The organism is Aeromicrobium sp. EU05-FHT14F07, from assembly GCF_058790455.1.
In genome coordinates this window covers 20944-45880 of the sequence record NZ_JBYTCR010000024.1, presented here as the reverse complement: position 1 = coordinate 45880, position 24937 = coordinate 20944, and the positions used below count along the sequence as shown (strand labels likewise).

Below are 24937 nucleotides of genomic sequence, written 5' to 3'. Positions count from 1 at the left end.
CCCCTGCACCGAGGTGCAGGGGCGGTCCACGTCCGGGCCGGTGGGCCTCAGAAGATGATCTCGCCGGACTTGCGACGCGACCGGAGCGAGTCGAGCGCCTCGGTGAGGATCACCTGCGCCTCGTCCTCGCTGCGCCGCTCCTTCACGTACGCGAGGTGCGTCTTGTAGGGCTCCGTCTTGGGTGCCGTCGGGCGGTTCTCGGCGTCGTGGCTGGCCGGCAGGCCGCAGCGCGGGCAGTCCCACGACTCCGGCGGCTCCGCCTCGAGGGCGAAGTTCAGCGCCGTCTGGTGGTCGTTGGCGCAGAAGTACGTGACCGCCTTGCGCGGTGCGGCCTCGCCACGCTCGGCCTCGCCCATGGGGCCCGAGCCGATGCGGCTGCCGCGGATCGCTCCCGCCGCCATCAGTTGCTCACCTTCAGCAGGAGGCCGAGCAGGATGACCGAGATCGTCCACACGACGGCGATGCCGACCGTGATGCGGTCGAGGTTGCGCTCGGCCACGGACGAGCCACCGAGGGAGCTGGAGATGCCGCCGCCGAACATGTCGGACAGACCGCCTCCGCGTCCCTTGTGCATGAGGATCAGGACGATCATGAGCAGGCTCGAGATCGTCAGCACGGACGACAACAGGATGATCACAGGTTCAGGTCTTCCATCAGGAGGGCAGGGCCGGCATGTCGTAGAACCGGGCGATGGCGGCGAACTCCTCCGCCTGGAGGCTCGCACCGCCGACCAGGGCGCCGTCCACGTCGGACTTGGCCATGATCGCGGCGATGTTGGCCGCCTTCACCGATCCGCCGTACAGGATACGCACCGCCTGCGCCGCCTCGGAAGAGCAGGTCTCGGCGATCCGGGACCGGATGGCCGCGCACACCTCCTGCGCGTCCTCCGGGGTGGCCACCTCGCCGGTGCCGATCGCCCAGACGGGCTCGTAGGCGACGACGAGGCCCGCGACCTGCTCGGGCGTCAGGTCGGCGAGCGAGCCGTCGACCTGGGCGAGCGTGTAGGCGACGTGCTCGCCGGCCTGACGGACCTCCAGGCCCTCGCCCACGCAGACGATCGGCGTGATGTCGGCGGCCAGCGCGCGCTTCGCCTTCGCGTTGACCACCGCGTCCGTCTCGCCGTGGTACTCACGGCGCTCGGAGTGGCCGACGACGACGTAGGAGCAGCCCAGCTTGGCCAGCATGGCGGCCGTGACCTCGCCGGTGTAGGCACCGCCGTCGTGCTCCGACACGTCCTGCGCGCCGTAGCGGATCGGGAGCCGGTCGCCGTCGACGAGCGTCTGCACGCTGCGGATGTCGGTGAAGGGCGGGATGACGACGACCTCGGACCGCGCCGCGTCGTGCTTCTTGTCCTGCAGCGTCCAGGCCAGCTTCTGCACCAGGACGACGGCCTCCTGGTGGTTGAGGTTGGACTTCCAGTTGCCCGCCATGAGGGGGGTGCGTGCCATCAGGACTCCTTCTCGAGGATCTGCAGGCCGGGCAGGGTCTTGCCCTCGAGGTACTCGAGGCTCGCGCCGCCCCCGGTGGAGATGTGGCCGAACTGGTCGTCGGTGAAGCCGAGCTGGCGCACCGCCGCGGCGGAGTCGCCGCCACCGACGACGGACAGGCCGTCGACCTCGGTGAGGGCCTGTGCGACGGCCTTCGTGCCCGCCGCGAACGCCTCGAACTCGAAGACGCCCATGGGACCGTTCCAGAACACGGTGCGGGCACCGCGCACGACCTCGGCGAAGCGCTCGGCGCTCTCCGGGCCGATGTCGAGGCCCATCTGGTCGGCCGGGATCGCGTCGGCGGCGACGACCGTGGCCGGGGCGTCGGCCGAGAACTCCGGCGCGACGACGACGTCGGTCGGGAGCACGAGGTCGACGCCCTGTGCCGCGGCCCGCTCGACGTACTCGCGCGCGACGTCGAGCTGGTCGGCCTCGAGCAGCGAGGATCCGACGTCGTGGCCCTGCGCCTTGAGGAACGTGAAGACCATGCCACCACCGATGAGCAGGCTGTCGGCCTTGTCGATCAGGTTGTCGATGACGCCCAGCTTGTCCGAGACCTTCGACCCGCCCAGCACGACGACGTAGGGGCGCTCGGGCGACTCGGTGAGCCGCTCCAGCACCTCCACTTCGGCCTGCACGAGACCGCCGACCACGGCCGGGAGCCGGGTGGCGACGTCGTAGACGCTGGCCTGCTTGCGGTGCACGACCCCGAACCCGTCGGAGACGAACACGTCGGCCAGCGCGGCGAGCTCGTCGGCGAACGCGCCGCGGACGGCGTCGTCCTTGCTCGTCTCGCCCTCGTTGAAGCGGACGTTCTCGAGCACGGCGACCTGGCCGTCCTGCAGCGCCGCGGAGATCCGCTGCGCCTCGGTGCCGACGGTGTCGTGGGCGAACAGCACCGGGGTGCCGAGCAGCTCGGCGAGACGCTCCGCCACCGGCTGCAGCGAGTAGGCCGGGTCCGGCGCACCCTTCGGCCGACCGAGGTGCGCGGTGACGAGCACCCGCGCACCGGCACCGGCGAGCTTCTGGATCGTCGGGACGCTGGCGCGCACACGGCCGTCGTCGGTGATCGTGCTGCCGTCCAGCGGCACGTTCAGGTCGCTGCGGACCAGCACCCGCGTGCCGCTGAGGTCTCCCCCACGGCTCGCGAGCAGGTCGTCGATGGTCTGGGCCGCCACCTCAGAGGCCCCGGCTCACAGGCTGGCGCCGACGTGCTTGACGAGGTCGACGAGACGGTTGGAGTAGCCCCACTCGTTGTCGTACCAGCCGACGACCTTGACCTGGTCACCGATGACCTTCGTCAGGCCCGAGTCGAAGATGCACGACGACGGGTCCGTGACGATGTCGCTGGAGACGATCGGGTCCTCGGTGTAGGTGAGGAAGCCCTTGAGCGCACCCTCGGAGGCCGTCTTGAGGATCTCGTTGACCTCCTCGACCGTCGTCTCGCGGGACGCGGTGAAGGTGAGGTCGGTGGCCGAGCCGGTGGGCACGGGCACGCGCAGCGCGTAGCCGTCGAGCTTGCCCTTGAGCTCGGGGAGCACGAGGCTGACGGCCTTCGCGGCACCCGTGGAGGTGGGCACGATGTTGAGCGCGGCGGCGCGGGCGCGACGCAGGTCGCTGTGCGGCGCGTCCTGCAGGTTCTGGTCCTGCGTGTACGCGTGGATGGTCGTCATGAGGCCCCGCTCGATGCCGAGGGCGTCGTTCAGCGCCTTGGCCATCGGCGCGAGGCAGTTGGTGGTGCAGGAGGCGTTGGAGATGACCGTGTGCTGGGCGCCGTCGTAGAGGTCGTGGTTGACGCCCATGACGATGGTGATGTCCTCGTTCTTCGCCGGGGCGGAGATGATGACCTTCTTGGCGCCGCCGTCGACGTGCGCCTTCGCCTTGGTGGCGTCGGTGAAGAAGCCGGTGGACTCCACGACGATGTCGACGCCGACCGACGCCCAGTCGAGCTTCGCGGGGTCGCGCTCGGCGAACGCGGCGATCTTCTGGTCGCCGACGGTGATCGAGGTGTCGTCGTAGGACACGTCGGCGTCGAGGCGGCCCAGGATCGAGTCGTACTTGAGGAGCGTCGCGAGCGTCTTGTTGTCCGTCAGGTCGTTGACGGCGACGATCTCGATGTCGGTCCCAGCGGCACGGGCCGCCCGGAAGAAGTTGCGGCCGATGCGGCCGAAGCCGTTGATGCCCACGCGAACGGTCACGGTGAAACCTGCTCCTACTGGGGTCGGGGTGTGATCGGCGTCAGCCTATCGAGTCGCGTCGGCTACCGGCGAGTCGCCCGCACCACGGTCGCGTCGAGGTCGTCGTCGGTGACCAGGTCGACGTCCCACGCGGCCGGGTCGAACCCGGCCACGGTGAGCGGCGCCTGGTGCGCGGAGGTCTCGACCAGGACCGTGCCTCCGCTCCGGACCCAGGGTCCGGCGGCGGCCGCGACCCGGCGGTGCAGCACGACGCCGTCGACCCCGCCGTCGAGCGCGGTCGCGGGCTCGTGGTCGCGCGCCTCGCGCGGCAGGGTGACGAGCTCCGCGGTCGGGACGTAGGGCGCGTTCACGAGCAGCACGTCCACCTGTCCGACGAGGTCGGCAGGCAGCGCGTCGAGCAGGTCGCCCTCGTGCACGACGCCCACCCCGTCGAGGTTGTCGCGGGCGCACGCGCAGGCCGTCGCGTCGACGTCCGCCGCGTGCAGCTCGAGGTCGGGGACGGCCCGGGCGACCGCGAGCCCCAGGACTCCCGACCCGCAGCACAGGTCGACGACGACGGGGCGAGCCACGGTCCCGACGGTCCGGACGGCCTCGAGGGCCGCGTGGACGAGGGCGGCGGAGCGGCGCCGTGGCACGAAGACGCCCGGCTGCAGCCGCACGCGCACGCCGTCGAACTCGGCCCACCCGAGCACCTGCTCGAGGGGCTCGCCCGCGACCCGACGCGCGACCAGGTCCTCGAGCGGACGCCCCGCGTCGTGCTCTGCGAGCAGCAGTCGCGCCTCGTCCTCGGCGAAGACGCACCCGGCGGCGCGCAGGCGGGCCGCGACGGCGTCGGCGTCAGGCCTCGGGGAGTGCATCCTCGTTGACGCTCGCCTCGGTGTCGGGGATGCCGAGATCGGAGGCGCGCTTGTCGGCCATCGCCAGGAGGCGGCGGATGCGACCGGCGATCGCGTCCTTCGTGAGCGGGGGCTCGTGCAGGGCGCCCAGCTCCTCGAGGCTCGCCTGCCGGTGCTCGACGCGCAGGTCGCCGGCCATCCGCAGGTGGTCCGGGACGTCCTCCCCGAGGATCTCGAGCGCACGCTGCGCCCGGGCGCCCGCGGCGACGGCCGCGCGGGCGGAGCGGCGCAGGTTGGCGTCGTCGAAGTTAGCGAGCCGGTTGGCCGTGGCGCGCACCTCGCGGCGCATGCGGCGCTCCTCCCACGCCAGCAGCGTCTCGTGGGCGCCGAGGCGGGTCAGCAGCGCACCGATGGCCTCGCCGTCGCGGATCACGACGCGGTCGCCCCCACGCACCTCACGCGCCTTGGCGCTGATGCCGAGCCGGCGCGCGGCGCCCACGAGCGCCAGGGCGGCCTCCGGACCCGGGCAGCTCACCTCGAGCGCCGACGAGCGGCCCGGCTCCGTGAGCGAGCCGTGCGCGAGGAAGGTGCCCCGCCAGGCGGCGACGGAGTCGCACGACGCACCGGACACGATCTGCGGGGGCAGGCCGCGGACCGGGCGGCCGCTCGCGTCGATCAGGCCGGTCTGCCGGGCCAGCGCCTCGCCGTCCTTGGCGACCCGGACGACGTAGTGCGTGCCCTTGCGCAGGTTCGTGCCCTGGACGACGAGGATCTCGCTCTCGTGCCCGTAGACCTCCTGGATGTCGCGGCGCAGTCGTCGGGCGACGGCGCCGGTGTCGAGCTCGGCCTCCACCACGATGCGCCCCGCCACGATGTGCAGACCGCCGGCGAAGCGCAGCATCGAGGCGACCTCCGCCTTGCGGCAGCACGCCTTCGTCACGGTGGTGCTCGCGAGCTCCGACTTGACCTGAGCCGTCATGGCCATGCGGGCGTCCTCCAACGTCGTCGCGTGCAGTCAGACCCTCACTGTATGCCTGCGCGCAAGAACCCTTCGAAGGCCCGGGCCAACCGGGCGGGGTCGTGCTGGTCGGCGCCGCGGGCGACGGCGACGTCGGCCGCCACGACGCGCGCGCCGAGCGACCGCGCGGCCCGCTCGAGCACGCCCGCGTCGTCGACGAGCGAGTGGTCGGCGACGACGACGTCGAGCCGCAGGTCGGGGGCGTGGGCGGCGAGCACCTCGAGGTGGTCCGTCGGCGACAGCCCCTCCGTCTCGCCCTCCTGCTCGCTGAGGTTGAGCACGAGCGCGCGGCGCGCCGAGGTACGCACGAGCGCGTCGCGCAGCTGCGGCACCAGCAGGGTGGGCATGACCGAGGTGAACCAGGAGCCGGGGCCGACGACGACCCAGTCGGCCGCCTCGACGGCCTCGACGGCCTCGGGACAGGCGGGCGGGTCCTCCGGGTCGAGCCGGACGCTGACCACCTGTCCGTCGACGGATGCGACCTGTGCCTGGCCCCGGACGACGGTGAGCCGGTCCGGGTCGGCGTGCAGGTGCACGTCGGCCTCGATGTGCAGCGGCACGGCGGCCATGGGGAGCACGCGGCCGCGGGCACCGAGCAGGTCGCCGACGAGGTCGAGGCCGGCGACGTGGTCGTCGAGGATGCCCCAGATGGCGGCGATGAGCAGGTTGCCGACGGCGTGCTGGTCGAGTGGGCCGTCGCTGCTGAAGCGGTGCTGCAGGACGGTGGCCCACTGCCGTCCCCACTGGTCGTCGGCGCACAGCGCGGCGAGCGCCATGCGCAGGTCGCCCGGCGGCAGCACCCCCAGCTCCTCGCGCAGCCGGCCGGAGGAGCCGCCGTTGTCGGCGACGGTGACGATGCCGGTCAGCCGGGTGTCGAGCAGGCGCAGGGCGGAGAGGCTGGCGGCCAGCCCGTGACCGCCGCCGAGGGCGGCGACCCGGACGCCGCCGGCCGGTGCCGTCGGCGGGGTGGTCACTCGCGCCCCAGGTCGCGGTGGACGACGAGCGTGCGCACGCCGTGCCCGCGCAGCCGCTCGGCGAACGCCTCGGACATCGCGACGCTGCGGTGGCGTCCGCCGGTGCAGCCGATCGCGATCGTCAGGAAGCGCTTGTCCTCGTGCAGGAACCCGTCGGTGAGCATGTCGACGAGGTTCTCGTAGGAGTCGAGGAACTCCTCGGCCTTCGGCTGGCTGAGCACGTACTCGCTGACCGGCGCGTCGAGGCCGCTCATGGGTCGCAGCTCCTCGACCCAGTACGGGTTGGGCAGGAAGCGCATGTCGGCGACCATGTCGGCGTCGATGGGGATGCCGTACTTGAAGCCGAACGACATGACCGAGGCGCGGAGCCCGAGGGCGCCGGGCTCCTCGAACGCGGCCTGCACCCGGCGGGCGAGGTGGTGGATGTTGAGCCGCGTGGTGTCGATGACGATGTCGGCGCGGCCGCGGACGGTGCGCAGCAGCTCGCGCTCGCGGTTGAACCCGTCGAGCAGGCGCCCCTCCATGCTGAGCGGGTGCGGGCGGCGGGCGGCCTCCTGGCGGCGGACGAGGACCTCGTCGGCGGCCTCGAGGTAGAGCACGCGTGCCCGGATGCCGCGCTCGCGCAGCGACTCCAGCGCGTCGGTCAGGCCGCCGAAGAACGCGCCGGAGCGGGAGTCGACGACGACGGCCAGGCGGGGGACGTCGGCACCCTGCACGGCGTCGACGGCCTCCTCGATCATCGCGGCGGGCAGGTTGTCGATGACGTAGTAGCCGAGCTTCTCGAGGGCCTTCGCGGCGGTGCCGCGGCCCGCACCGGTCATGCCGGTGACGACGACGAAGGTGGTCAGCGGGGTCATCGGTCCTCCACGATCTCCCCCGTCGCGGTGTCGACGGTGGGCCCGGGCGTGTCGGCGGCGAGTGCCGCCACGACGGATTCTGCCGTAGCGCGTCCGAAGCCGGGCACGGCCGCCACCTCCTCGACGCTCGCCGCGCGGATCTTGCGGACCGACCCGAACGCGGCCATGAGGGCCTTGCGCCGGCTCGGCCCGAGTCCGGGGACGTCGTCGAGCGCGCTGCCGGTCATCGCCTTCGCACGGCGCTGCCGGTGGTGGGTGATCGCGAAGCGGTGGGCCTCGTCGCGCACGCGCTGCAGGAGGTAGAGCGCCTCGCTGGTGCGCGGGAAGATGACGGGGTCAGCGTCGTGGGGCACCCACACCTCCTCGAGCCGCTTCGCGAGCCCGCAGAGCGCGACGTCGGTGATGCCGAGCTCGTCCATCGCGGCCTGCGCGGCCGCGACCTGCGGCGGGCCGCCGTCGACGACGACCAGCCCGGGCGCGTAGGCGAACTTGCGGGGCAGACCGGTCTCGGGGTCGATGCCGGGCACCTCGTCGCCCTCCTTGCGAGCCTTCAGCAGCCGCTGGAACCGTCGGGTGATCACCTCGTGCATGGCGGCGACGTCGCTCTGGCCCTCGTGGCGGATCGTGAAGCGGCGGTACTCGCCCTTGCGCGGGAGACCGTCCTCGAAGACGACCATGGACGCGACGATCTCGGTGCCCTGGAGGTTGGACACGTCGTAGCACTCGATGCGCAGCGGCGCGGTGGGCAGGTCGAGGTACTCCTGGATCTCCTCGAGCGCCTTGCTGCGGGCGGTGAGGTCGCCGGCCCGCTTGAGCTTGTGCCGGGCCATCACCTGCTGCGCGTTCTGCTCGACGGTCTCGAGGAGACGCTTCTTGTCGCCGCGCTGCGGCACCCTGATGCGCACCGGTCCCCCGCGCAGCTCGGTGAGCAGCTCGGTGACGGCGTCGACGTCGGCGGGCAGCTCGGGCACGAGCACCTGCCGCGGGATGGCCTCGGCGGCGGTGTCCTCGTAGAGGGTCATGACGGCGCGCTGCACGAGCTCGGGGAAACCGGCGTCGTCGGCCTTGTCGGCGACCCATCCGCGCTGGCCGCGGATCCGGCCGCCGCGCACGGAGAAGATCTGCACCGCGACCTCGAGCGGGTCGTCGACGAAGCCGAGCACGTCGGCGTCGGTGCCGTCGCCGAGCACGACGGTCTGCTTCTCGAGCGCCCGCCGCAGCGCCCCGAGGTCGTCGCGGTACTTCGCGGCGAGCTCGTATTCCTGCTGCTCCGCGGCGTGGCGCATCTTCTGCTCGATGCTCTTGACGAAGCCGGACGTCTGGCCGCCCATGAAGGCCATGAAGTCGTCGACGATGTCGCGGTGCTCCTCGGGCGTGACGCGTCCGACGCACGGCGCGGCGCACTTGCCGATGTCACCGAGGAGGCAGGGTCGCCCGATGCCCTGCGCGCGGCGGTAGACGCCGGCGGAGCAGGAGCGCATCGGGAACACGCGCAGGAGCGTGTCGACGGTGTCGCGGATCGCCCACGCGTGGCCGTAGGGGCCGAAGTAGCGGACGCCCTTGCGCTGCGCACCGCGCATGACCTGCACACGCGGCACCTCCTCGCCGACGGTGACCGCGAGCCAGGGGTAGCTCTTGTCGTCGCGGTACTTGACGTTGAACCGCGGGTCGAACTCCTTGATCCACGTGTACTCGAGCTGCAGCGCCTCGACCTCGGTGGTGACGACGGTCCAGTCGACCGACGCCGCCGTGGTCACCATCCGCGCCGTGCGCTCGTGCAGGCCGGCGACGTCCTGGAAGTAGGAGTTCAGTCGCGCGCGGAGGGACTTCGCCTTGCCGACGTAGATGACGCGCCCCTGAGCATCCCGGAACCGGTACACCCCGGGCTCGACGGGGATCTCCCCCGGAGCCGGCCGATAGGTCGCTGGATCCGCCACTCCCCCACCCTACGAGCCCCCACCGACACCCTCGACGCGGAGATTCCCAGGTCGACCTGGGAATCTGCGGCGAAGCGCGGGAATCTCAGCGAAGCACGGCTTGCTCCCCGTGCTTCGCTGAGATTTCCGAGCCTCGTTCCGGTCATCCACACGTGCTCCAGGGATGATCGCCGTCGTCCACAGGACCGCGGAGAGAGGTTCCGACTTCCCCCAACAGACGCCAGGCTCGGGTCGATGAACGAGGTTGAGCTCGCCGCGAGGGAACGAGGAGGATTCGTCCTGCGGTCGGACCTGCTCGCGCTGGGATGGAGTGACCAGAGCATCGCGGCACACGTGATGGCTGGTCTGCTGACTCGGATCCGCGTCGGGACGTACGCACTCCCTCAAGTCCTCACGTCCCTCGACCGGGAGCAGCGTCATCTGCTCCTTGCTCGCAGCGTCCTGGCGAAGTTCGCGCCAGGAAGCATGGCGTTGTCGCACCACAGCGCGGCGATCGCGCATGGGCTGGCCACGTGGGCGGTCGACCTGCGAGTCGTCCACGTGATGCGGCTCGATCCCGGATCAGCGCGGTCGGAGTAGGGCGTGCACCACCATCGAAGGCTTGACGGCTTGGAGATCGTCGAGACTCCCTCTGGTCTTCCCGCGGTGCGGGCCGACCACGCGGCGTTCCAGGTGGCGTGCGGCCAGGACGTCCGTCGTGCGCTCGTCGTCATGGACTCAGCGCTGCACCTGGGTCTGGCCGAACGTGCAGCGCTCCAGGAAGCCACCGGACGTTTCCGGGGATGGCACGGGTCTCGGCTGGCACGACTTGTCGTGCGTCGAGCGGACCCCGGTGCCCAGACGGCGGCCGAGTCGCTGCTCCGGCAGGCGTGCTTCGAGGCGGGTCTACCGATCCCGGTCACGCAGTACCCCGTCGCCGATGATCGCGGGGAGGTCTTCGCCTGGACGGACCTGGGATGGCCGGAGCACCGTCACGTCGGCGAGGTCGACGGTCGACGCAAGTACTTGCGCGACCTTCGGCCAGGTGAGGATGCGAGCGACGTCGTCGTACGTGAGAAGCACCGGGAGGACCGAATCCGTCGCCGCAACTTCGGCGTCTCTCGTGCCACCTTCGCGGAGGTGACGCCAAAACAGGCACGAGCCACCGGGCGCCGCATCGCCCACGAGCTCGAGCAGTCCGACCGCATCTATCGCCGCGGTCGGCGCTACCTCGCATGACCCCAGCACGAGAATCTCAGCCGTGCAGGGATAGGACTCCGTGCGCGGCTGAGATTCCTCTGCTTCGCTGAGATTCCCAGGTCGACCTGGGAATCTCCGACCCGGTCAGGTGAGGAGGGGGGCGAGGAAGCGGCCGGTGTGGGACTCGGGGATCGTCGCGACGTGCTCAGGGGTGCCCTCGGCGAGGAGGGTGCCGCCACCGGAGCCGCCCTCGGGGCCCATGTCGATCAGCCAGTCGGCCGTCTTGATGACGTCGAGGTTGTGCTCGATGACGACCACAGAGTTGCCGGAGTCGACGAGGCGGCCGAGGACGAGCAGCAGCTTGCGGATGTCCTCGAAGTGCAGGCCGGTGGTCGGCTCGTCGAGCACGTAGAGCGTCCGACCCGTGGACCGCTTCTGCAGCTCCGACGCGAGCTTGACGCGCTGCGCCTCGCCGCCGGACAGGGTCGGTGCGCTCTGGCCGAGCCGGACGTAGCCGAGCCCGACGTCGACCAGCGTGCGCAGGTGACGCGCGATCGCGGGGATCGCCTCGAAGAACTCGACGGCCTCCTCGATCGGCATGTCGAGCACCTCCGCGATGGTGCGACCCTTGTAGCGCACCTCGAGCGTCTCGCGGTTGTAGCGCGCACCGTGGCAGACCTCGCACGGCACGTACACGTCGGGCAGGAAGTTCATCTCGATCTTGATCGTGCCGTCGCCGGAGCACGCCTCGCAGCGTCCGCCCTTGACGTTGAACGAGAAGCGACCCTGCTGGTAGCCGCGCATCTTCGCCTCGGGCGTCTGCGCGAAGAGCTTGCGGACATGGTCGAACACGCCCGTGTAGGTGGCCGGGTTGGACCGGGGCGTCCGGCCGATCGGCGACTGGTCGACGTGGATGATCTTGTCGATCTGGTCGGCGCCGCTGATGGTGCGGTGACGTCCCGGGATGGTGCGCGCGCCGTAGATCTGTCGCGCGAGCGACGTGTAGAGGATGTCGTTGACCAGCGTCGACTTGCCCGACCCGGACACGCCCGTGACGGCCACGAGCTGGCCGAGCGGGAACGTGACGTCGATGTCGCGCAGGTTGTTCTCGCGCGCACCGTGGATCGTGATCTCGCGACCCTTCTCGCGCGGACGCCGGACCTCCGGCACCGGGATCGACTGTCGTCCGGAGAGGTACTGCCCGGTGACGGAGTCCTTGCTCTTCAGCAGTTCCTTGACCGACCCGGAGACGATGACCTGTCCACCGTGCTCGCCGGCACCCGGACCGATGTCGACGGTCCAGTCGGCTGCCTTGATGGTGTCCTCGTCGTGCTCGACGACGATGAGCGTGTTGCCCATGTCGCGCAGACGGACGAGGGTCTCGATGAGCCGGTGGTTGTCGCGCTGGTGCAGCCCGATCGACGGCTCGTCGAGGACGTACAGCACGCCGACGAGGCCGGCACCGATCTGGGTGGCCAGTCGGATGCGCTGCGCCTCGCCGCCCGAGAGCGAGCCCGCCGCACGGTCGAGGCTGAGGTAGTCGAGGCCGACGTCGAGCAGGAACCGGAGCCGCTCGTGGATCTCCTTGAGCACGCGCTCGCCGATCTGGCGCTCGCGGTCGGTCAGCTCCAGACCCTGGAGGTACTCGGCCGCCTCGGCGATGGAGAGGTTGCTGACCTCGGCGATGTTCTTGGGTCCGAGCTCCGGGTGGTTGACGAGGACGGCGCGGATGACCGGCTTGAGCCGGCTGCCGCCGCACTCGCCGCACGGCACCTCGCGCATGAAGCCCTCGAGGCGCTCGCGGTTGGTCTCGGACTCGGTCTCGGCGTAGCGACGCTCGATGAACGCGATCGCACCCTCGAACGCGGTGTAGTAGGAGCGCTGACGGCCGTACCGGTTCTTGTAGGTGACGTGCACCTTGTCGGGATGGCCGTGCATGAGCACGTCCTGCGCCTTCTTGGGCAGCTTCCCGTAGGGCGTGTCGGTGGAGAAGCCCATCTCCTCGGCGAGCGCCTGCGTGATCCGCAGGAAGTACTCCGAGACCTGGTTGTAGCTCCACGGCGCGATGGCACCGTCGCTGATCGACTTGGTCGGGTCGGGCACGACGAGCTCGGGGTCGACCTCCATACGGGTGCCGAGGCCGTGGCACTCGGGGCAGGCGCCGAACGGCGCGTTGAAGGAGAACGAGCGCGGCTCGAGCTCGTCGACGGCGAGCGGGTGGTCGTTGGGGCAGGCGAGCTTCTCGGAGAAGCGGCGGACGCGGTTCGGGTCGTCGTCGTCGAGGTCGACGAAGTCGGCGAGCACGAGACCGTCGGCGATGCCGAGCGCCGTCTCGACGGACTCCGTGAGCCGCTGCTGCATGGACTCCTTGACCTGCAGCCGGTCCACGACGACGTCGATGGTGTGCTTCTTCTGCTTGGCGAGCTTGGGCGGCTCGTCGGCGAGGTTGTGCACCTGGCCGTCGACCAGCGCGCGGCTGAAGCCCTGCTGCTGCAGCTGCTTGAACAGCTCGAGGTACTCGCCCTTGCGACCGCGGATGACGGGCGCGAGCACCTGGAACCGGGCGCCCTCGGGCATCGCGAGGATGCGGTCGACGATCTGCTGCGGCGTCTGGCGGGAGATCGGCTCGCCGCACTCGGGGCAGTGGGCGCGCCCGGCGCGCGCGAAGAGCAGACGCAGGTAGTCGTAGACCTCGGTGATCGTGCCGACGGTCGAGCGCGGGTTGCGCGACGTGGACTTCTGGTCGATCGAGACCGCGGGCGAGAGACCCTCGATGAAGTCGACGTCGGGCTTGTCCATCTGCCCGAGGAACTGGCGGGCGTACGCCGACAGCGACTCGACGTAGCGGCGCTGCCCCTCGGCGAAGATCGTGTCGAAGGCCAGCGACGACTTGCCGGACCCGGACAGGCCGGTGAAGACGATGAGGGCGTCGCGCGGGAGGTCGAGCGAGACGTCCTTGAGGTTGTGCTCACGGGCGCCGCGCACGACGATGCGGTCCGACGTCACGAGCGTCCCTCCAGGGCTATGAAGACAGGAGTATGCATACGTGCTCGACCCTAGTCGCGACCGCCGACAGAAACACGTCGGGCGACGGTGACCTCACCCACGGCCGGGGTGCACCGCGTCAGGGAGCGGTGCTCATCTGGGCCGCGGAGCTCAGGATGCCGAGCACCACGAGCACGAGCAGCACGATGCCGCTCACGAGGAGCACGCCGCCGCGCTCCCCCGAGGTCCGCGTCTTGCGCCGCTGCCCGGAGACGATCATGAGGATCGGGATGGCCAGCACGATCGCGAACCCGATCAGCCGACCGGCCACCTCTGCGCCGTCCATCGTCGCTCCTCCGTCCCGGCGTGGGTCCCTCCCGTCCGCCTAGGATCAGCATCATGACGTACACGGGTGAGGTCGAGGTCGGCGGTCCAGCCGACGTCCAGTCCGCGGGCGACCTGCGGATCACGAAGCTGGCGGTGGGCGACATGAGCAACAACGCCTACCTGCTGCGCTGCGAACTCACGGGCGAGCAGGTGCTGGTCGACGCCGCCGCCGAGCCCGACCGGCTCCTCGAGCTCGTGGGCGACGCCGGACTCGCGCGTGTCGTCACCACCCACCGCCACCACGACCACTGGGGCGCGCTCGCCGCCGTGAAGGAGGCGACCGGTGCCGAGACGGTGGCCGGGGAGCGCGACGCGGAGGGCATCGACGTCGCGTCGGACCGTACGGTCGCGACCGGCGCCCGCGTCCGGGTCGGCTCGTGCGAGCTCGAGGTGATCGAGGTCGTCGGCCACACGCCCGGCTCGATCGTGCTCGCCTACGACGACCCTGACGGCGTCGTGCACCTCTTCGTCGGTGACGACCTCTTCCCCGGCGGTGTCGGCAAGACGTGGTCGCCCGAGGACTTCACCACCCTGATCGACGAGGTCGAGACGAAGCTGTTCGACCGCTTCCCCGACGACACGCACGTCTACCCCGGCCACGGGAACGACACCACCCTCGGCGCCGAGCGCCCGCACCTCCCCGAGTGGCGCGAGCGTGGTTGGTAAGCCTGGACCTCAGAACCCGAACTGGCTGCCCCTGGCGTCCCTCAAGACACGCCTGAGGAGGCGTCTTCGTCGTGACGGGGTGGTCCTCGTCGGTCAGGTCATCGCCTTCGCGCCACCCTTTGAGTTCTGGATCTGGCTGGGCACGGCGACTGACCAAGAACGTGACGTGCTCCGCTCGGAGGATGGTCTCTACGAACGCGTGCGACGTATCGCCGAGAAGGATGGACTCGAACGGTTGCTGAAAGGTGTGCACGTCGAGTCGCAGGAGACGGTTGACCGCGAGTACGAGGGCAGCTGGTCCCACGCCATGCGCTGAGCTCGTCGTCCACCCGGCCGAGGGATCGACACCGCGCTCAGTAGCGAAGGACCGAACTTCCCGAGACGCGCGAGTGCGGCCGGCGATCAGGTGCGGACGCCTCGACGAGTCCCGAGCACCGGTGCAGTTCTCGGCGTTCCGTGTCCTGACCTGCGGAACCGCGCGACCCTGCCTACGCTGCGAGCGTGAGGTCCATCGCCGCCGCGGCCGCCGTCTTGGCGCTGACGGCCGCGTGCACCGGCGGCGGGGGTGACGACGGGACCGCGCAGCGCGCGTTCGACCAGACGTGCGGCCTGGTGCGGTCGGGGGTGGCGGCGTTCAACGAGAACGACTACCCCGAGACGATCGAGCGGTTCCGGGCGGCGCTCGACCCGGCGAGGCGACTCGCCGCCGCGACGGACGACCCTCGGGCCGACGACCTCCTCGAGGCCGTCGAGTACTACGCCGGACTGCCCGCCGACAAGTACCGGAAGGCCTTCGAGTCGTCGCCGGACTTCAAGCGGCACCAGGCCACGACCCTCGGGCAGTGCGGCGACGCGCAGCCGGAGGACTCCCCCGACCAGGAGTCGCAGACCTGACCGGGGTGGTCAGAAGGTGACGGGCAGCTCGTCGACGCCGTAGACGAACGACAGCTGACGGAACGACAGCTCCGACTCCGGCACGGCCAGCGCGAGGTCGGGAAAGCGGCGCAGCAGCCGCGGGAACACGGTGCGCAGCTCCATGCGGGCCAGCTCGGCGCCGATGCACCGGTGGATGCCGTGGCCGAACGCGAGGTGGCCGCTGCGCGGGACCCGGAAGGGGTCGAAGTCCTCCGGCCTCTCCCCCGCCGCCGCGCCGTCGCGGTTGGCGCCGCTGAGCGACGCGAGCAGCACGTCGCCCTTGCGGATGCGCTGGCCGAACAGCGTCATGTCCTCCTTGGCGAAACGCGGGAACGCCACCTGCACGACCGACAGGTACCGCAGCAGCTCCTCCACGACGAGGTCGATGTCCTGCGACGTGCCGTTGCGCACCAGGTTGGCGTGCTTCTCCTCGCGCATGAGGACGATCGTGCCGAGGGCGATCATGCCGGCCGTCGTCTCGAAGCCGCCCGTGAACACGCCGTCGGCGAGACCGGCGAGGTCGACGTCGCTGATGGCGTCGCCCTCGTTGCGGATGATCTGCCCGATCAGGCCCGGGCCGGGGTCGCGACGCTGTCGCGCGACGGCGTCGAACAGGAACTCGCGCTGGGCCGACACCGCACCGAACGCCGCCGCCGCGCCGTTGGTCGCGTCGAACCGTGCACTGCCGAGGGCGGCGAACGCCTCGCGGTCCTCGTAGTCGAGGCCGAGCAGCTCGCAGATGGTCTGGAACGGCACCGGGAACGCGAGGTGCTTCGCGACGTCGGCGGGCGATCCGGACGCCTCGAACGCGTCGAGCGCGTCGTCGACGATCCGCTCGACGGCCGGGCCGAGCCGCGCGAGACGTCGCATCGTGAACTCGGGCGTGACGATCTTGCGCAGCCGCGTGTGCAGCGGAGGGTCGGTGAACCCGAGACCGCCGATGTCGTCGGAGGTGGCCGGACCGTCACCGTGGAAGAGGTGGCGGATGTCGTTGGAGTAGCTGTCGCGGTCGGTCAGGACGGTGCGGGTCTCGTCGTAGCCGGACACCAGGTAGGCGTTGAACGAGAACGGGAGCGACAGCTTGTGCAGACGCTCCTGGCCGCGAATCTCGGCCAGCCGCGGCACCGGGTCGAGGCCGTTCCGCTGGAGCGGCACCTTGGTCGCCTCGGGGATGAAGGAGATGCGGGAGAGGTCGATGCCCTTGCGTCGCACCCGACGCATGACGAGCGAACCGGCCCAGGACGTCAGCCGTCCGCGTACGTCGATCACGCCTCGACGGTACTACTGGTGTTGCATCTGGAGGGCAGGCGGAGCAAGGTGTCACCCAAACTCTGCACCGGAGCGGTCGCTCCAGTGCGCCCACGAGCGAGGGAGACGCATGACCACCGAGACCGCAGGAGTCCAGGGGCCGACGGAGCTCCGGAGGGTCATGGGGCCCAAGCTCCTCCTCCTGTTCATCGTCGGTGACATCCTCGGTGCCGGCATCTACGCGGTGACCGGACAGATGGCGGGGAAGGTCGGCGGACTCGTCTGGCTGCCGTTCCTCCTGGCGTTCGTCGTGGCCTCGATGACGGCGTTGTCGTACCTGGAGCTCGTGACGAAGTACCCGCAGGCCGCCGGCGCAGCGCTGTACGCCCACAAGGCGTTCGGCATCCACTTCGTGACCTTCCTCATCGCGTTCGCGGTGGTCTGCTCGGGCATCACCAGCGCATCGACGGCGGCGAAGACGCTCGCCGACCAGTTCACCGGCGGTCTGGAGGTGAACGGCTGGGTCGACGGTCCGTCCAGCAGCGGCACGATCGTCGCCATCGCGATGGGGTTCATGCTGCTGCTGGCGATCATCAACCTGCGCGGCGTCGGCGAGAGCGTCAAGTTCAACGTCGTGCTGACCCTCGTCGAGCTCGCCGCTCTGTCCATCGTCATCGGCGTCGGCTTCTACGCCATGAGCCGGAACGGCGCGAACCTGTCGGAGGTCGTGACCTTCACCGACTACGAGGACCGCGGGCTCTTCCTCGCCGTCACGGCTGCGACGTCGATCGCGTTCTTCGCCATGGTCGGCTTCGAGGACGCCGTGAACATGGTCGAGGAGGTCAAGGAGCCGAACAAGATCTTCCCCCGCGCGATGCTGACCGGGCTCGGCATCGCGGTGATCCTGTACATGCTGGTCGCCGTGTCCGTCGTGGCCGTCCTCACCGCCGACGGGGCGAAGACGGTGGGCGAGAACTCTGAGGGACGCGCCCTGCTCGAGGTCGTCTCGCAGGGTGCGCCGGACTTCCCGATCGACCGGGTCTTCCCGTTCCTCGCGGTCTTCGCGGTGGCCAACACCGCGCTGATCAACATGCTCATGGCGAGCCGCCTGCTCTACGGCATGGCGAAGCAGGGCGTGCTCCCCCGCCAGCTCGGCTCGGTCCTGCCGGGTCGCCGCACCCCGTGGGTGGCGGTCGCGTTCAGCACCCTGCTCGCGCTCGGGCTGATCTTCTACGTCACCCGCGACGCCGAGAGCAACGTGGTCGGCAACCTGTCGAACGTGACCGCGTTCCTCCTGCTGTGCGTCTTCGCCGTCGTGAACGTGGCCTGCCTCGTCCTGCGGCGCAACCCGGGCGACGCTCAGAAGGACCACTTCGTGTCGCCGTGGATCCTTCCCGGCATCGCCGCGATCCTCTGCGTGTTCCTGGCCGGACCGTGGGTCGAGCGCGACTCGGAGGTCTACAAGATCGCCGGCGCGCTCATGCTGATCGGCGTCGTGCTGTGGGCGGTCACCTACGCGATCAACAAGCTCACCGGCACCGCCGACAGCGAGTTCAAGGACGTCGAGCAGCTCGGTGGCTGACTCTCCGCACTCGATGGTCGTGGCCGGCTGGCTCCGTGTGGAGCCGGCCGCACGCGACGCGTACGTGGCCGCCTGCCGTCCCGTCGTAGAGCTGGCGCGCCGCACCGACGGCTGCCTGGCCTTCGCGCTGACGGCCGACAGCGTCGACCCCGGCCTCGTCCAGGTGCACGAGCACTGGACGGACGAGGTCGCCCTGCTCGCGTTCCGGGCGCTGCCCGATGACGACGCGGTGGAGCTTCCCGAGGTGCTGGACGCCGACGTCCGCCGCTACCACGTGCAGGAGGAGGGCCCGGCCTGAGCCGGACCCTCCTCCTCCGCACGGGCCTGGGGCACGACGCCCCCTCGCGACCTACTCCTTCGGGGCGGAGTGCCCGTCGTCGACCTTCTCGGGGTACCTGCGCGAGTACCAGAGGCTCACGACCGTCGTGGTGCCGAGGATGACGACGATCGCACCGAGGCTCGCGAGCGTGGGGATCTCCGGGACCTTCACGTGCTCGCCGCCGTTGATGAAGGGCAGCTCGTTCTCGTGCAGGGCGTGGAGCAGCAGCTTGACGCCGATGAACGCGAGCAGCACCGCCAGGCCCTGCGACAGGAACACCAGACGCTTGAGCAGGTCGCCGAGCAGGAAGTAGAGCTGACGCAGGCCCATGAGGGCGAACACGTTGGCCGTGAACACCAGGTACGGCTCCTTGGTGAGGCCGTAGATCGCCGGGATCGAGTCGAGCGCGAACAGCAGGTCGGTGGTGCCGAGCGCGATGATGACGAGCGCCATCGGGGTCAGCGCGCGGCGGCCGTTCTCCCGCACGATGAGCTTGAGGCCGTCCCACTGCTCGGTGAGGTTGAAGCGGCGTCGGGCGAAGCGGACGACCGCGTTCTCGCCGTCGTCGTCGTGGTCGGTGTCGCGGATCAGGTTGATCGCCGTGTAGAGCAGGAAGGCGCCGAACAGGTAGAAGATCCACGAGAAGTTGTTGATCGCCACGGCGCCGACGGCGATGAAGATCGCGCGGAACACCAGCGCGATGATGATGCCGACCAGCAGGGCCTCCTGCTGGTACTTCCGCGGCACCTTGAAGCTCGCCATGATGATGATGAAGATGAACAGGTTGTCGATCGACAGGCTGTACTCCGTCAGCCACCCGGCGAAGAACTCCACGCCGTACTGGGAGCCGTGGTAGCTGAACGTCCAGATGCCGAAGGCCACCGCCAGCCCGACGTAGATGGCGAGGTAGGTCGCGCACTCCTTCATCGACGGCTCGTGCGGCTTGCGCGCCACGACGAACACGTCGAACAGGATGATCGCGATGGTCACCCCGACGGTGATGGACCACTCCAGGGTCGAGACGTTCACTCAGGTTCCTCCGGTCGACAGACGTGTACCGGAGGTCTCTTCCGCCCGCGGACCGCGGACCCGCAGCACCGGAGGGTCAGGCGGACCCCCGTGATGACGACGCTGCAGCGAAGGAATACTCCCCTCCGCCGGACATTGTTGCAGCCGGCACCGGCCTGGCGCACGTCGCGGGTCCGGTGGCGGGAGCCGGCGGCGGCCTCAGGCGCGCCGCGCCAGCTCGGCGGCCACCCTCGCTCGGAACGCGTCGGCGTCGAGCGTGTTCCCCGGGTCCCACTTGCCGGCCAGGCTCGTCTCGGCGTGGTAGCGCACGTGGTCCGCTCCGTTGCCGAGCCTGGCCACGACCACCGCCGCAGCGACGACGGAGGCGTCCAGCTGGGCCGCGGTCGGCTGCTGGGAGAAGGGCTGCTGCGGCGCGTAGTCGATCTCGATGCCGACGTAGGAGACGTTGCCGTCCCCGCCCTCCACCGGCCCGCTCGCCCGGGCCTCGCCGGCGTGGTTGGCGCGGCCGGCGGAGATCACGTGGCAGGTGCCGTCCCGTGCGACGAGCACGTGGCACAGCGGACCCCGCAGCCCGGCGCGACCGTCGCGCACCGTGGCGAGGGCCGGCTGGGGGTCCGCCGCGGTGGCTCGGAAGGCCGTGTGGTGCATCAGGACGCCGACCGGGTCGAAGGCCCACGGGCGACCACGCTCGACCCACCCCGCGTCACCCTGCACACGGAGCCCGGCGCCGCGGAGCTCGTCGGCCAACCAGGTCAGCTGCACGCGCCGGCGTCCCGGGATCGGCAGGTCGCGCACGTAGGGCATGCGGTCGAGCAGCGCGAGCCCGCCGACGGTGAGGGTCGTCGCCAGGGCACCTCCGAGGAGCACCCGACGGCCCACGGCACCCGACCGGGTGGTCGGGCGGACCGTCGGCTGCTCGTCCATCCGTGTCATCGCGCTGCTCTCGTCCTGGCCCCGGCGGGACGTCTCAGGACGACGCTACGGGGCCCGGTCCAGCCGCGCCGACGACGTGCCGGACGAGGTCAGGCGACGACCTCGTCGATCGCACCGGAGGCGACGTCGAACACGAAGCCGCGGACCCGGTCGGTCCTCGGCACGAAGGGGTTCGCCCGGATGCGCCGGATGCCCTGCTGCACGTCGGCTGCAGCGTCGGGGAAGGCCTCGGCCTCCCAGCTCGGCCGGATGCCGGTCTCGGCCTCGATCTGCTGGCGGAACGCATCGTCGGTGAAGGTCACCATGCCGCAGTCCGTGTGGTGCAGCAGCACGATCTCCTCCGTGCCGAGGAGACGTTGGCTGATGGCGAGGGACCGCAGAGCGTCCTCGGTGACCACGCCGCCGGCGTTGCGGATGACGTGGGCGTCGCCCTCGACGATCCCCAGGATCTTGGCGGGGTCGAGCCGCGCGTCCATGCAGGCGACGACCGCGACCTTGCGGGCCGGTGGCAGGGGCAGCGGGCCCTCGAAGCCCTCCTGGTAGGCGCGGTTGGCCTGGACGAACTCGTCGGTGACGGTCATGACAGCTCCTCGGGGTGGGATGTGCGTCCAGCGTGCGCTCCCCCGGGACGCGACCACCGACGTCCCAGCAGACGGGACGCCGCACGGTCGCACCGCCCTGGTGCTACCCCGCGTCGACGTCGAGCGTGAACGTGAGCGAGCGCGCCTGCAGCCAGCGGTGCCAGTCCGGGTGCGCGAACGCGTCGGGCGGGGCCGTCTGCGGCTCGATGCAGACCGCGTGCACGGGCTCGCTGTAGACGACCCACCAGGGCGCGTCGCTGGACAGGCGCAGCGTCAGAGCGTCGCCCCAGCGCACGATCGGATCGCGGGCGAGCCGGAAGCAGTCGTCCCACGGACCCTCGCGTGGCGCGACGAGGCGTCCAGTGGGCAGGGCGCCGTCGCGCTCGACCATCTCGAGGGGGGCGACGTCGACGTCGGCGGACGTCCCGTCGGAGAGCGTGCGGCGGAACCACGGGTGCAGGCCGAGCGACGCGCCGGGACCGCCACCGTCCCAGGTGAGCGTGCACACGAGCCGCTGCGGCGTCAGCGCGTAGCCGAGCGTGGCGCGTCCGTCGACCGGCCACGGGTCGCCGAGATCGACCGAGAACGCCGCGCCGTCCTCGGTCGCGTCGTCCTGCTGCCAGACGGCGTCGAGACCGAGCCCGTGCAGCGCGTTGCCGTCGCCGTCGAGCGGCAGCGCGTGACGTGCCCCGGCGTGCTCGAGCGTGCCGCCGCCGATCCGCCCCGCCCAGGGCACCATCGGGTAGCACCCGCGGGAGATCGACGTCGGCACGCCGGGCACCTCCTGCGTCGAGAGCAGCTCCTCCCCTGCGACGGTGAAGGACACCAGCCGGGCTCCGTGCGCCGGGTCGACCTCGATCGCGAGGTCGCCCGCTGCGGCACGCACGGTCACGCGTGAGCCTCGAGCATGCCGCGCAGCTCCTTCTTCAGCTCCCCGATCTCGTCGCGCAGCCGGGCGGCGACCTCGAACTGCAGGTCGGCGGCGGCCGTGTGCATCTGCTCGCTCAGCTGCTCGATGAGCGCCGCGAGGTCGGCCGAGGGCAGGTCGGCGAGGTCCGCGGTGTGCTGGCCGAGCGGCACCGGCGCACCCCGACGCTTGTGGTCGCCGGTGGCGGCGAGCAGCTTCGTCGTGTCGGCGTCCTCGCGGGCCAGCAGGTCGGTGATGTCGCCGATCTTCTTGCGCAGCGGCTGCGGGTCGATGCCGCGCTCGGTGTTGTAGGCGACCTGACGCTCGCGACGCCGATTCGTCTCGTCGATGGCCAGCGCCATCGAGTCCGTGATCCGGTCGGCGTACATGATCACCTGGCCGGACACGTTGCGGGCGGCACGGCCGATCGTCTGGATGAGCGAGCGACCGGAGCGCAGGAAGCCCTCCTTGTCGGCGTCGAGGATCGCCACCAGGCTCACCTCGGGCAGGTCGAGGCCCTCGCGCAGCAGGTTGATGCCGACGAGCACGTCGTACTCGCCCATCCGCAGCTCGCGCAGCAGCTCGACCCGGCGCAGGGTGTCGACCTCGCTGTGCAGGTAGCGCGTGCGGATGCCGGCCTCGAGCAGGTAGTCGGTGAGGTCCTCGGACATCTTCTTGGTGAGCGTGGTGACGAGGACACGCTCGTTCTTCTCGACCCGGTCGCGGATCTGCGCGACGAGGTCGTCGATCTGACCGCGCGTCGGCTTGACCAGCACCTCGGGGTCGACCAGGCCCGTGGGCCGGATGATCTGCTCGACCACCTCTCCCCCGGTCTTCTCCATCTCGTAGTTGCCCGGCGTGGCCGACAGGTACACCGTCTGGCCGATGCGCTCGAGGAACTCGCTCCACGTGAGCGGGCGGTTGTCCATGGCGCTCGGCAGCCGGAAGCCGTGCTCGACGAGCGTGCGCTTGCGGGACATGTCGCCCTCGTACATGGCGCCGATCTGCGGCACCGTCACGTGCGACTCGTCGAGGACGAGCACGAAGTCCTCGGGGAAGTAGTCGAGCAGGCAGTTGGGTGCCGAGCCCGGCGCCCGGCCGTCCATGTGGCGCGAGTAGTTCTCGATGCCCGAGCAGGTGCCGACCTGCTGCATCATCTCGATGTCGTAGGTGGTGCGCATGCGCAGCCGCTGCGCCTCGAGCAGGCTGCCCTGTGCCTCGAGCTCGGCCAGGCGGTCCTTGAGCTCGATCTCGATGCTCTCGATGGCCCGCGTCATGATGTCGGGCCCCACGGCGTAGTGGGTCGCGGCGCCGACGGCCAGCTCGGTGTCCTCGCTGATCACCTCGCCGGTGAGCGGGTGCAGCGTCATGAGCCGCTCGATCTCGTCGCCGAAGAACTCGATGCGGACCGCCATCTCCTGGTAGACGGGGAAGATCTCGAGCGTGTCGCCCTTGACCCGGAAGGTGCCCCGGGTCGGCGCGACGTCGTTGCGGACGTACTGGGCCTGCACCAGCGTGCGCAGCAGCTCCTCGCGCGGCTTCTCGTCGCCGACCGTGAAGCGGATCATGCGCTCCATGTACTCCTGCGCCGACCCGAGGCCGTAGATGCAGGAGACGGTGGCCACGACGATCACGTCGCGTCGGGTGAGCAGCGACCACGTGGCACTGTGGCGCAGCCGCTCGACCTCCTCGTTGATCGAGGAGTCCTTCTCGATGTAGGTGTCGCTCTGCGGGACGTACGCCTCGGGCTGGTAGTAGTCGTAGTAGGAGACGAAGTACTCGACGGCGTTGTTCGGCAGCAGCTCGCGCAGCTCGTTCGCGAACTGGGCGGCGAGCGTCTTGTTCGGCAGCATGACGAGCATGGGCCGCTGGAGCCGCTCGGCCAGCCAGGCGGTGGTGGCCGTCTTGCCGGTGCCGGTCGCGCCCATGAGCACGACGTCCTGCTCGCCGCCCTCGATCCGCTCCTGCAGCGCCTGGATGGCGGCGGGCTGGTCGCCGGCGGGCTCGTATTCGGAGACGACGGTGAAGGGGGCGACCTGACGGCGCAGCTCGGACAAGGGCCTCATGTGCTCCACCGTACGACCAGCCACCGACAGTGGCGCGTCCGACGACGTCCGACCGGACGACCCGCCACGACGCCCCGGGAGTGACGTCGCGCGCGACGTCGAGCCTAGGATGCATCCATGTCTGTATCGGAGCCGGAGGCCGACTCGCCAGCACCGCCCGCGGTGCGGCCGCGGACGGCCGAGCGGCGGGCCGAGCGCTCGCGCGAGATCGTCGCCGCCACCCGGGCCCTGTTCGACGAGCGGGGCGTGCGCGAGGCGCAGATCGAGGACATCGCGCGGGCCGTCGGCATCAACCGGGCCATCATCTACCGGCACTTCTCCAGCAAGGAGGAGCTGTTCGCCGTGACGCTGCTCGGGTACCTCACCGAGCTCGACGCCGCGCTCTCCCCCGGTGACGACCCCGACCTCGCCGCGCCCGACCGGCTCGAGCTGCTCGTGCGGGCCTTCTTCGGCTACGGCCTCGAGCACCCCGCGTTCGTGGACTGCGCCCAGACGCTGCTGCGTCGCCGCGGCACCGAGCTCATGGAGGAGGTCAGCGAGGAGGTCATGATCCGGCTCGGCACGGGCATGAGCGCGTGCCTCGGCCACGTCGTCGGCGTGCTGGAGGACGGCACGCGCTCCGGCGACTTCGCCGTGGCCGACCCGCACCTGCTCGCGAACGTGCTCTACACGCAGGGCCTCGGTGCGCTGAACCTCGCCCACCTGCAGCTGTCGGTGCGCCGGCACATCTCGGGCCTGCCCGTCGTCGACCCGGTCGGCACCGACGACCTGCTCGGGCACCTGCTGCGCGGAGCGCTGGCCATGGCACGCGGCGCCTGACCCGCACCCGCGAG

General features: G+C 70.7%; 26 protein-coding genes. 8 read left to right on the top strand and 18 right to left on the bottom strand.

Going from position 1 to position 24937, the window contains the following annotated elements; translation table 11 throughout:
- Positions 1-47: 47 nt before the first annotated feature.
- The 10 genes from AC3WRM_RS17005 to uvrC all read right to left on the bottom strand — a co-directional run bounded on the left by AC3WRM_RS17005 (position 48) and on the right by uvrC (position 9307).
- On the bottom strand, positions 48-404 hold the full coding sequence (locus tag AC3WRM_RS17005) for an RNA polymerase-binding protein RbpA (RefSeq protein WP_492249736.1): 357 nt from the start codon (positions 402-404) through the stop codon (positions 48-50).
- On the bottom strand, positions 401-637 hold the full coding sequence (gene secG, locus AC3WRM_RS17000) for a preprotein translocase subunit SecG (RefSeq protein ID WP_253022056.1): 237 nt from the start codon (positions 635-637) through the stop codon (positions 401-403). Before secG ends, AC3WRM_RS17005 begins: the two co-directional genes overlap by 4 nt.
- A gap of 16 nt (positions 638-653) precedes the next feature.
- Positions 654-1448 carry a triose-phosphate isomerase gene (tpiA, locus tag AC3WRM_RS16995; RefSeq protein WP_492249735.1) on the bottom strand — a complete coding sequence of 265 codons (795 nt, stop codon included), beginning with the start codon at positions 1446-1448 and terminating at the stop codon, positions 654-656.
- Positions 1448-2665: a phosphoglycerate kinase gene (locus tag AC3WRM_RS16990; protein ID WP_492249734.1), complete on the bottom strand. Its 1218-nt coding sequence runs from the start codon at positions 2663-2665 to the stop codon at positions 1448-1450. Before AC3WRM_RS16990 ends, tpiA begins: the two co-directional genes overlap by 1 nt.
- 15 nt (positions 2666-2680) lie before the next feature.
- Positions 2681-3685: a type I glyceraldehyde-3-phosphate dehydrogenase gene (gene gap / locus AC3WRM_RS16985; RefSeq protein ID WP_492249733.1), complete on the bottom strand. Its 1005-nt coding sequence runs from the start codon at positions 3683-3685 to the stop codon at positions 2681-2683.
- A gap of 62 nt (positions 3686-3747) precedes the next feature.
- Positions 3748-4542 carry a putative protein N(5)-glutamine methyltransferase gene (locus tag AC3WRM_RS16980; RefSeq protein WP_492249732.1) on the bottom strand — a complete coding sequence of 265 codons (795 nt, stop codon included), beginning with the start codon at positions 4540-4542 and terminating at the stop codon, positions 3748-3750.
- On the bottom strand, positions 4523-5506 hold the full coding sequence (whiA, locus tag AC3WRM_RS16975; protein WP_492249731.1) for a DNA-binding protein WhiA: 984 nt from the start codon (positions 5504-5506) through the stop codon (positions 4523-4525). Before whiA ends, AC3WRM_RS16980 begins: the two co-directional genes overlap by 20 nt.
- A 38-nt stretch (positions 5507-5544) precedes the next feature.
- Positions 5545-6513 (bottom strand): gluconeogenesis factor YvcK family protein, encoded by a 969-nt coding sequence (locus AC3WRM_RS16970; RefSeq protein WP_492249730.1) that lies wholly within the window; start codon positions 6511-6513, stop codon positions 5545-5547.
- Positions 6510-7370: an RNase adapter RapZ gene (gene rapZ, locus AC3WRM_RS16965; RefSeq protein ID WP_067857711.1), complete on the bottom strand. Its 861-nt coding sequence runs from the start codon at positions 7368-7370 to the stop codon at positions 6510-6512. The genes AC3WRM_RS16970 and rapZ overlap by 4 nt, the downstream gene beginning before the upstream one ends.
- A complete protein-coding gene (gene uvrC, locus AC3WRM_RS16960; RefSeq protein WP_492249729.1) occupies positions 7367-9307 on the bottom strand; it encodes an excinuclease ABC subunit UvrC in 1941 nt (646 codons plus the stop codon). Before uvrC ends, rapZ begins: the two co-directional genes overlap by 4 nt.
- Before the next feature lie 234 nt (positions 9308-9541).
- Here uvrC and AC3WRM_RS16955 point away from each other — a divergent pair, with 234 nt between their 5' ends.
- Together AC3WRM_RS16955 and AC3WRM_RS16950 are read left to right on the top strand one after the other, a co-directional pair.
- Positions 9542-9886, top strand: a complete 345-nt coding sequence (locus AC3WRM_RS16955; RefSeq protein ID WP_492249728.1) for a type IV toxin-antitoxin system AbiEi family antitoxin domain-containing protein — start codon at positions 9542-9544, stop codon at positions 9884-9886.
- Between the two features lie 234 nt (positions 9887-10120).
- Positions 10121-10525, top strand: a complete 405-nt coding sequence (locus tag AC3WRM_RS16950; RefSeq protein WP_492249727.1) for a hypothetical protein — start codon at positions 10121-10123, stop codon at positions 10523-10525.
- Positions 10526-10630: 105 nt separating this feature from the next.
- Here the strand turns inward: AC3WRM_RS16950 and uvrA are convergent, their stop codons facing one another.
- On the bottom strand, positions 10631-13492 hold the full coding sequence (gene uvrA / locus AC3WRM_RS16945) for an excinuclease ABC subunit UvrA (protein WP_492249726.1): 2862 nt from the start codon (positions 13490-13492) through the stop codon (positions 10631-10633).
- 118 nt (positions 13493-13610) lie between these two features.
- Complete coding sequence (locus AC3WRM_RS16940) at positions 13611-13817, bottom strand: hypothetical protein (RefSeq protein WP_492249725.1); 207 nt, start codon at positions 13815-13817, stop codon at positions 13611-13613.
- A gap of 53 nt (positions 13818-13870) precedes the next feature.
- On the opposite strand from AC3WRM_RS16940, the gene AC3WRM_RS16935 reads away from it, so the two are divergent.
- The 3 genes from AC3WRM_RS16935 to AC3WRM_RS16925 all read left to right on the top strand — a co-directional run bounded on the left by AC3WRM_RS16935 (position 13871) and on the right by AC3WRM_RS16925 (position 15418).
- Positions 13871-14524, top strand: coding sequence for an MBL fold metallo-hydrolase (locus AC3WRM_RS16935; RefSeq protein WP_492249724.1), 654 nt, complete (start codon positions 13871-13873; stop codon positions 14522-14524).
- A 79-nt stretch (positions 14525-14603) separates the two neighbouring features.
- Entirely contained in the window at positions 14604-14840 is a 237-nt protein-coding gene (locus AC3WRM_RS16930; RefSeq protein WP_492249723.1) for a hypothetical protein, read from the top strand.
- 185 nt (positions 14841-15025) lie between these two features.
- The gene (locus AC3WRM_RS16925) at positions 15026-15418 is read left to right on the top strand and encodes a hypothetical protein (protein WP_492249722.1); all 393 of its coding nucleotides are present in this window, start codon (positions 15026-15028) and stop codon (positions 15416-15418) included.
- Between the two features lie 9 nt (positions 15419-15427).
- On the opposite strand, the gene AC3WRM_RS16920 is transcribed toward AC3WRM_RS16925, so the two are convergent.
- Positions 15428-16708: a cytochrome P450 gene (locus tag AC3WRM_RS16920; RefSeq protein WP_492249721.1), complete on the bottom strand. Its 1281-nt coding sequence runs from the start codon at positions 16706-16708 to the stop codon at positions 15428-15430.
- Between the two features lie 109 nt (positions 16709-16817).
- Between AC3WRM_RS16920 and AC3WRM_RS16915 the strand changes: the two genes are divergently transcribed.
- Both AC3WRM_RS16915 and AC3WRM_RS16910 read left to right on the top strand, forming a co-directional pair.
- Positions 16818-18269, top strand: coding sequence for an APC family permease (locus tag AC3WRM_RS16915; protein WP_492249720.1), 1452 nt, complete (start codon positions 16818-16820; stop codon positions 18267-18269).
- A complete protein-coding gene (locus AC3WRM_RS16910; protein ID WP_492249719.1) occupies positions 18262-18567 on the top strand; it encodes a putative quinol monooxygenase in 306 nt (101 codons plus the stop codon). The genes AC3WRM_RS16915 and AC3WRM_RS16910 overlap by 8 nt, the downstream gene beginning before the upstream one ends.
- Positions 18568-18618: 51 nt before the next feature.
- Here the strand turns inward: AC3WRM_RS16910 and AC3WRM_RS16905 are convergent, their stop codons facing one another.
- The 5 genes from AC3WRM_RS16905 to uvrB all read right to left on the bottom strand — a co-directional run bounded on the left by AC3WRM_RS16905 (position 18619) and on the right by uvrB (position 24104).
- The gene (locus AC3WRM_RS16905; RefSeq protein ID WP_492249718.1) at positions 18619-19617 is read right to left on the bottom strand and encodes a TerC family protein; all 999 of its coding nucleotides are present in this window, start codon (positions 19615-19617) and stop codon (positions 18619-18621) included.
- A gap of 198 nt (positions 19618-19815) precedes the next feature.
- Entirely contained in the window at positions 19816-20550 is a 735-nt protein-coding gene (locus AC3WRM_RS16900) for a peptidoglycan recognition protein family protein (RefSeq protein ID WP_492249717.1), read from the bottom strand.
- Between the two features lie 89 nt (positions 20551-20639).
- Complete coding sequence (locus AC3WRM_RS16895) at positions 20640-21131, bottom strand: beta-class carbonic anhydrase (protein ID WP_492249716.1); 492 nt, start codon at positions 21129-21131, stop codon at positions 20640-20642.
- A gap of 103 nt (positions 21132-21234) precedes the next feature.
- Positions 21235-22023 carry an aldose 1-epimerase gene (locus tag AC3WRM_RS16890; protein WP_492249715.1) on the bottom strand — a complete coding sequence of 263 codons (789 nt, stop codon included), beginning with the start codon at positions 22021-22023 and terminating at the stop codon, positions 21235-21237.
- A complete protein-coding gene (uvrB, locus tag AC3WRM_RS16885; protein ID WP_492249714.1) occupies positions 22020-24104 on the bottom strand; it encodes an excinuclease ABC subunit UvrB in 2085 nt (694 codons plus the stop codon). The genes AC3WRM_RS16890 and uvrB overlap by 4 nt, the downstream gene beginning before the upstream one ends.
- A 117-nt stretch (positions 24105-24221) precedes the next feature.
- On the opposite strand from uvrB, the gene AC3WRM_RS16880 reads away from it, so the two are divergent.
- The gene (locus tag AC3WRM_RS16880; protein ID WP_492249713.1) at positions 24222-24923 is read left to right on the top strand and encodes a TetR/AcrR family transcriptional regulator; all 702 of its coding nucleotides are present in this window, start codon (positions 24222-24224) and stop codon (positions 24921-24923) included.
- Positions 24924-24937 lie beyond the last annotated feature (14 nt).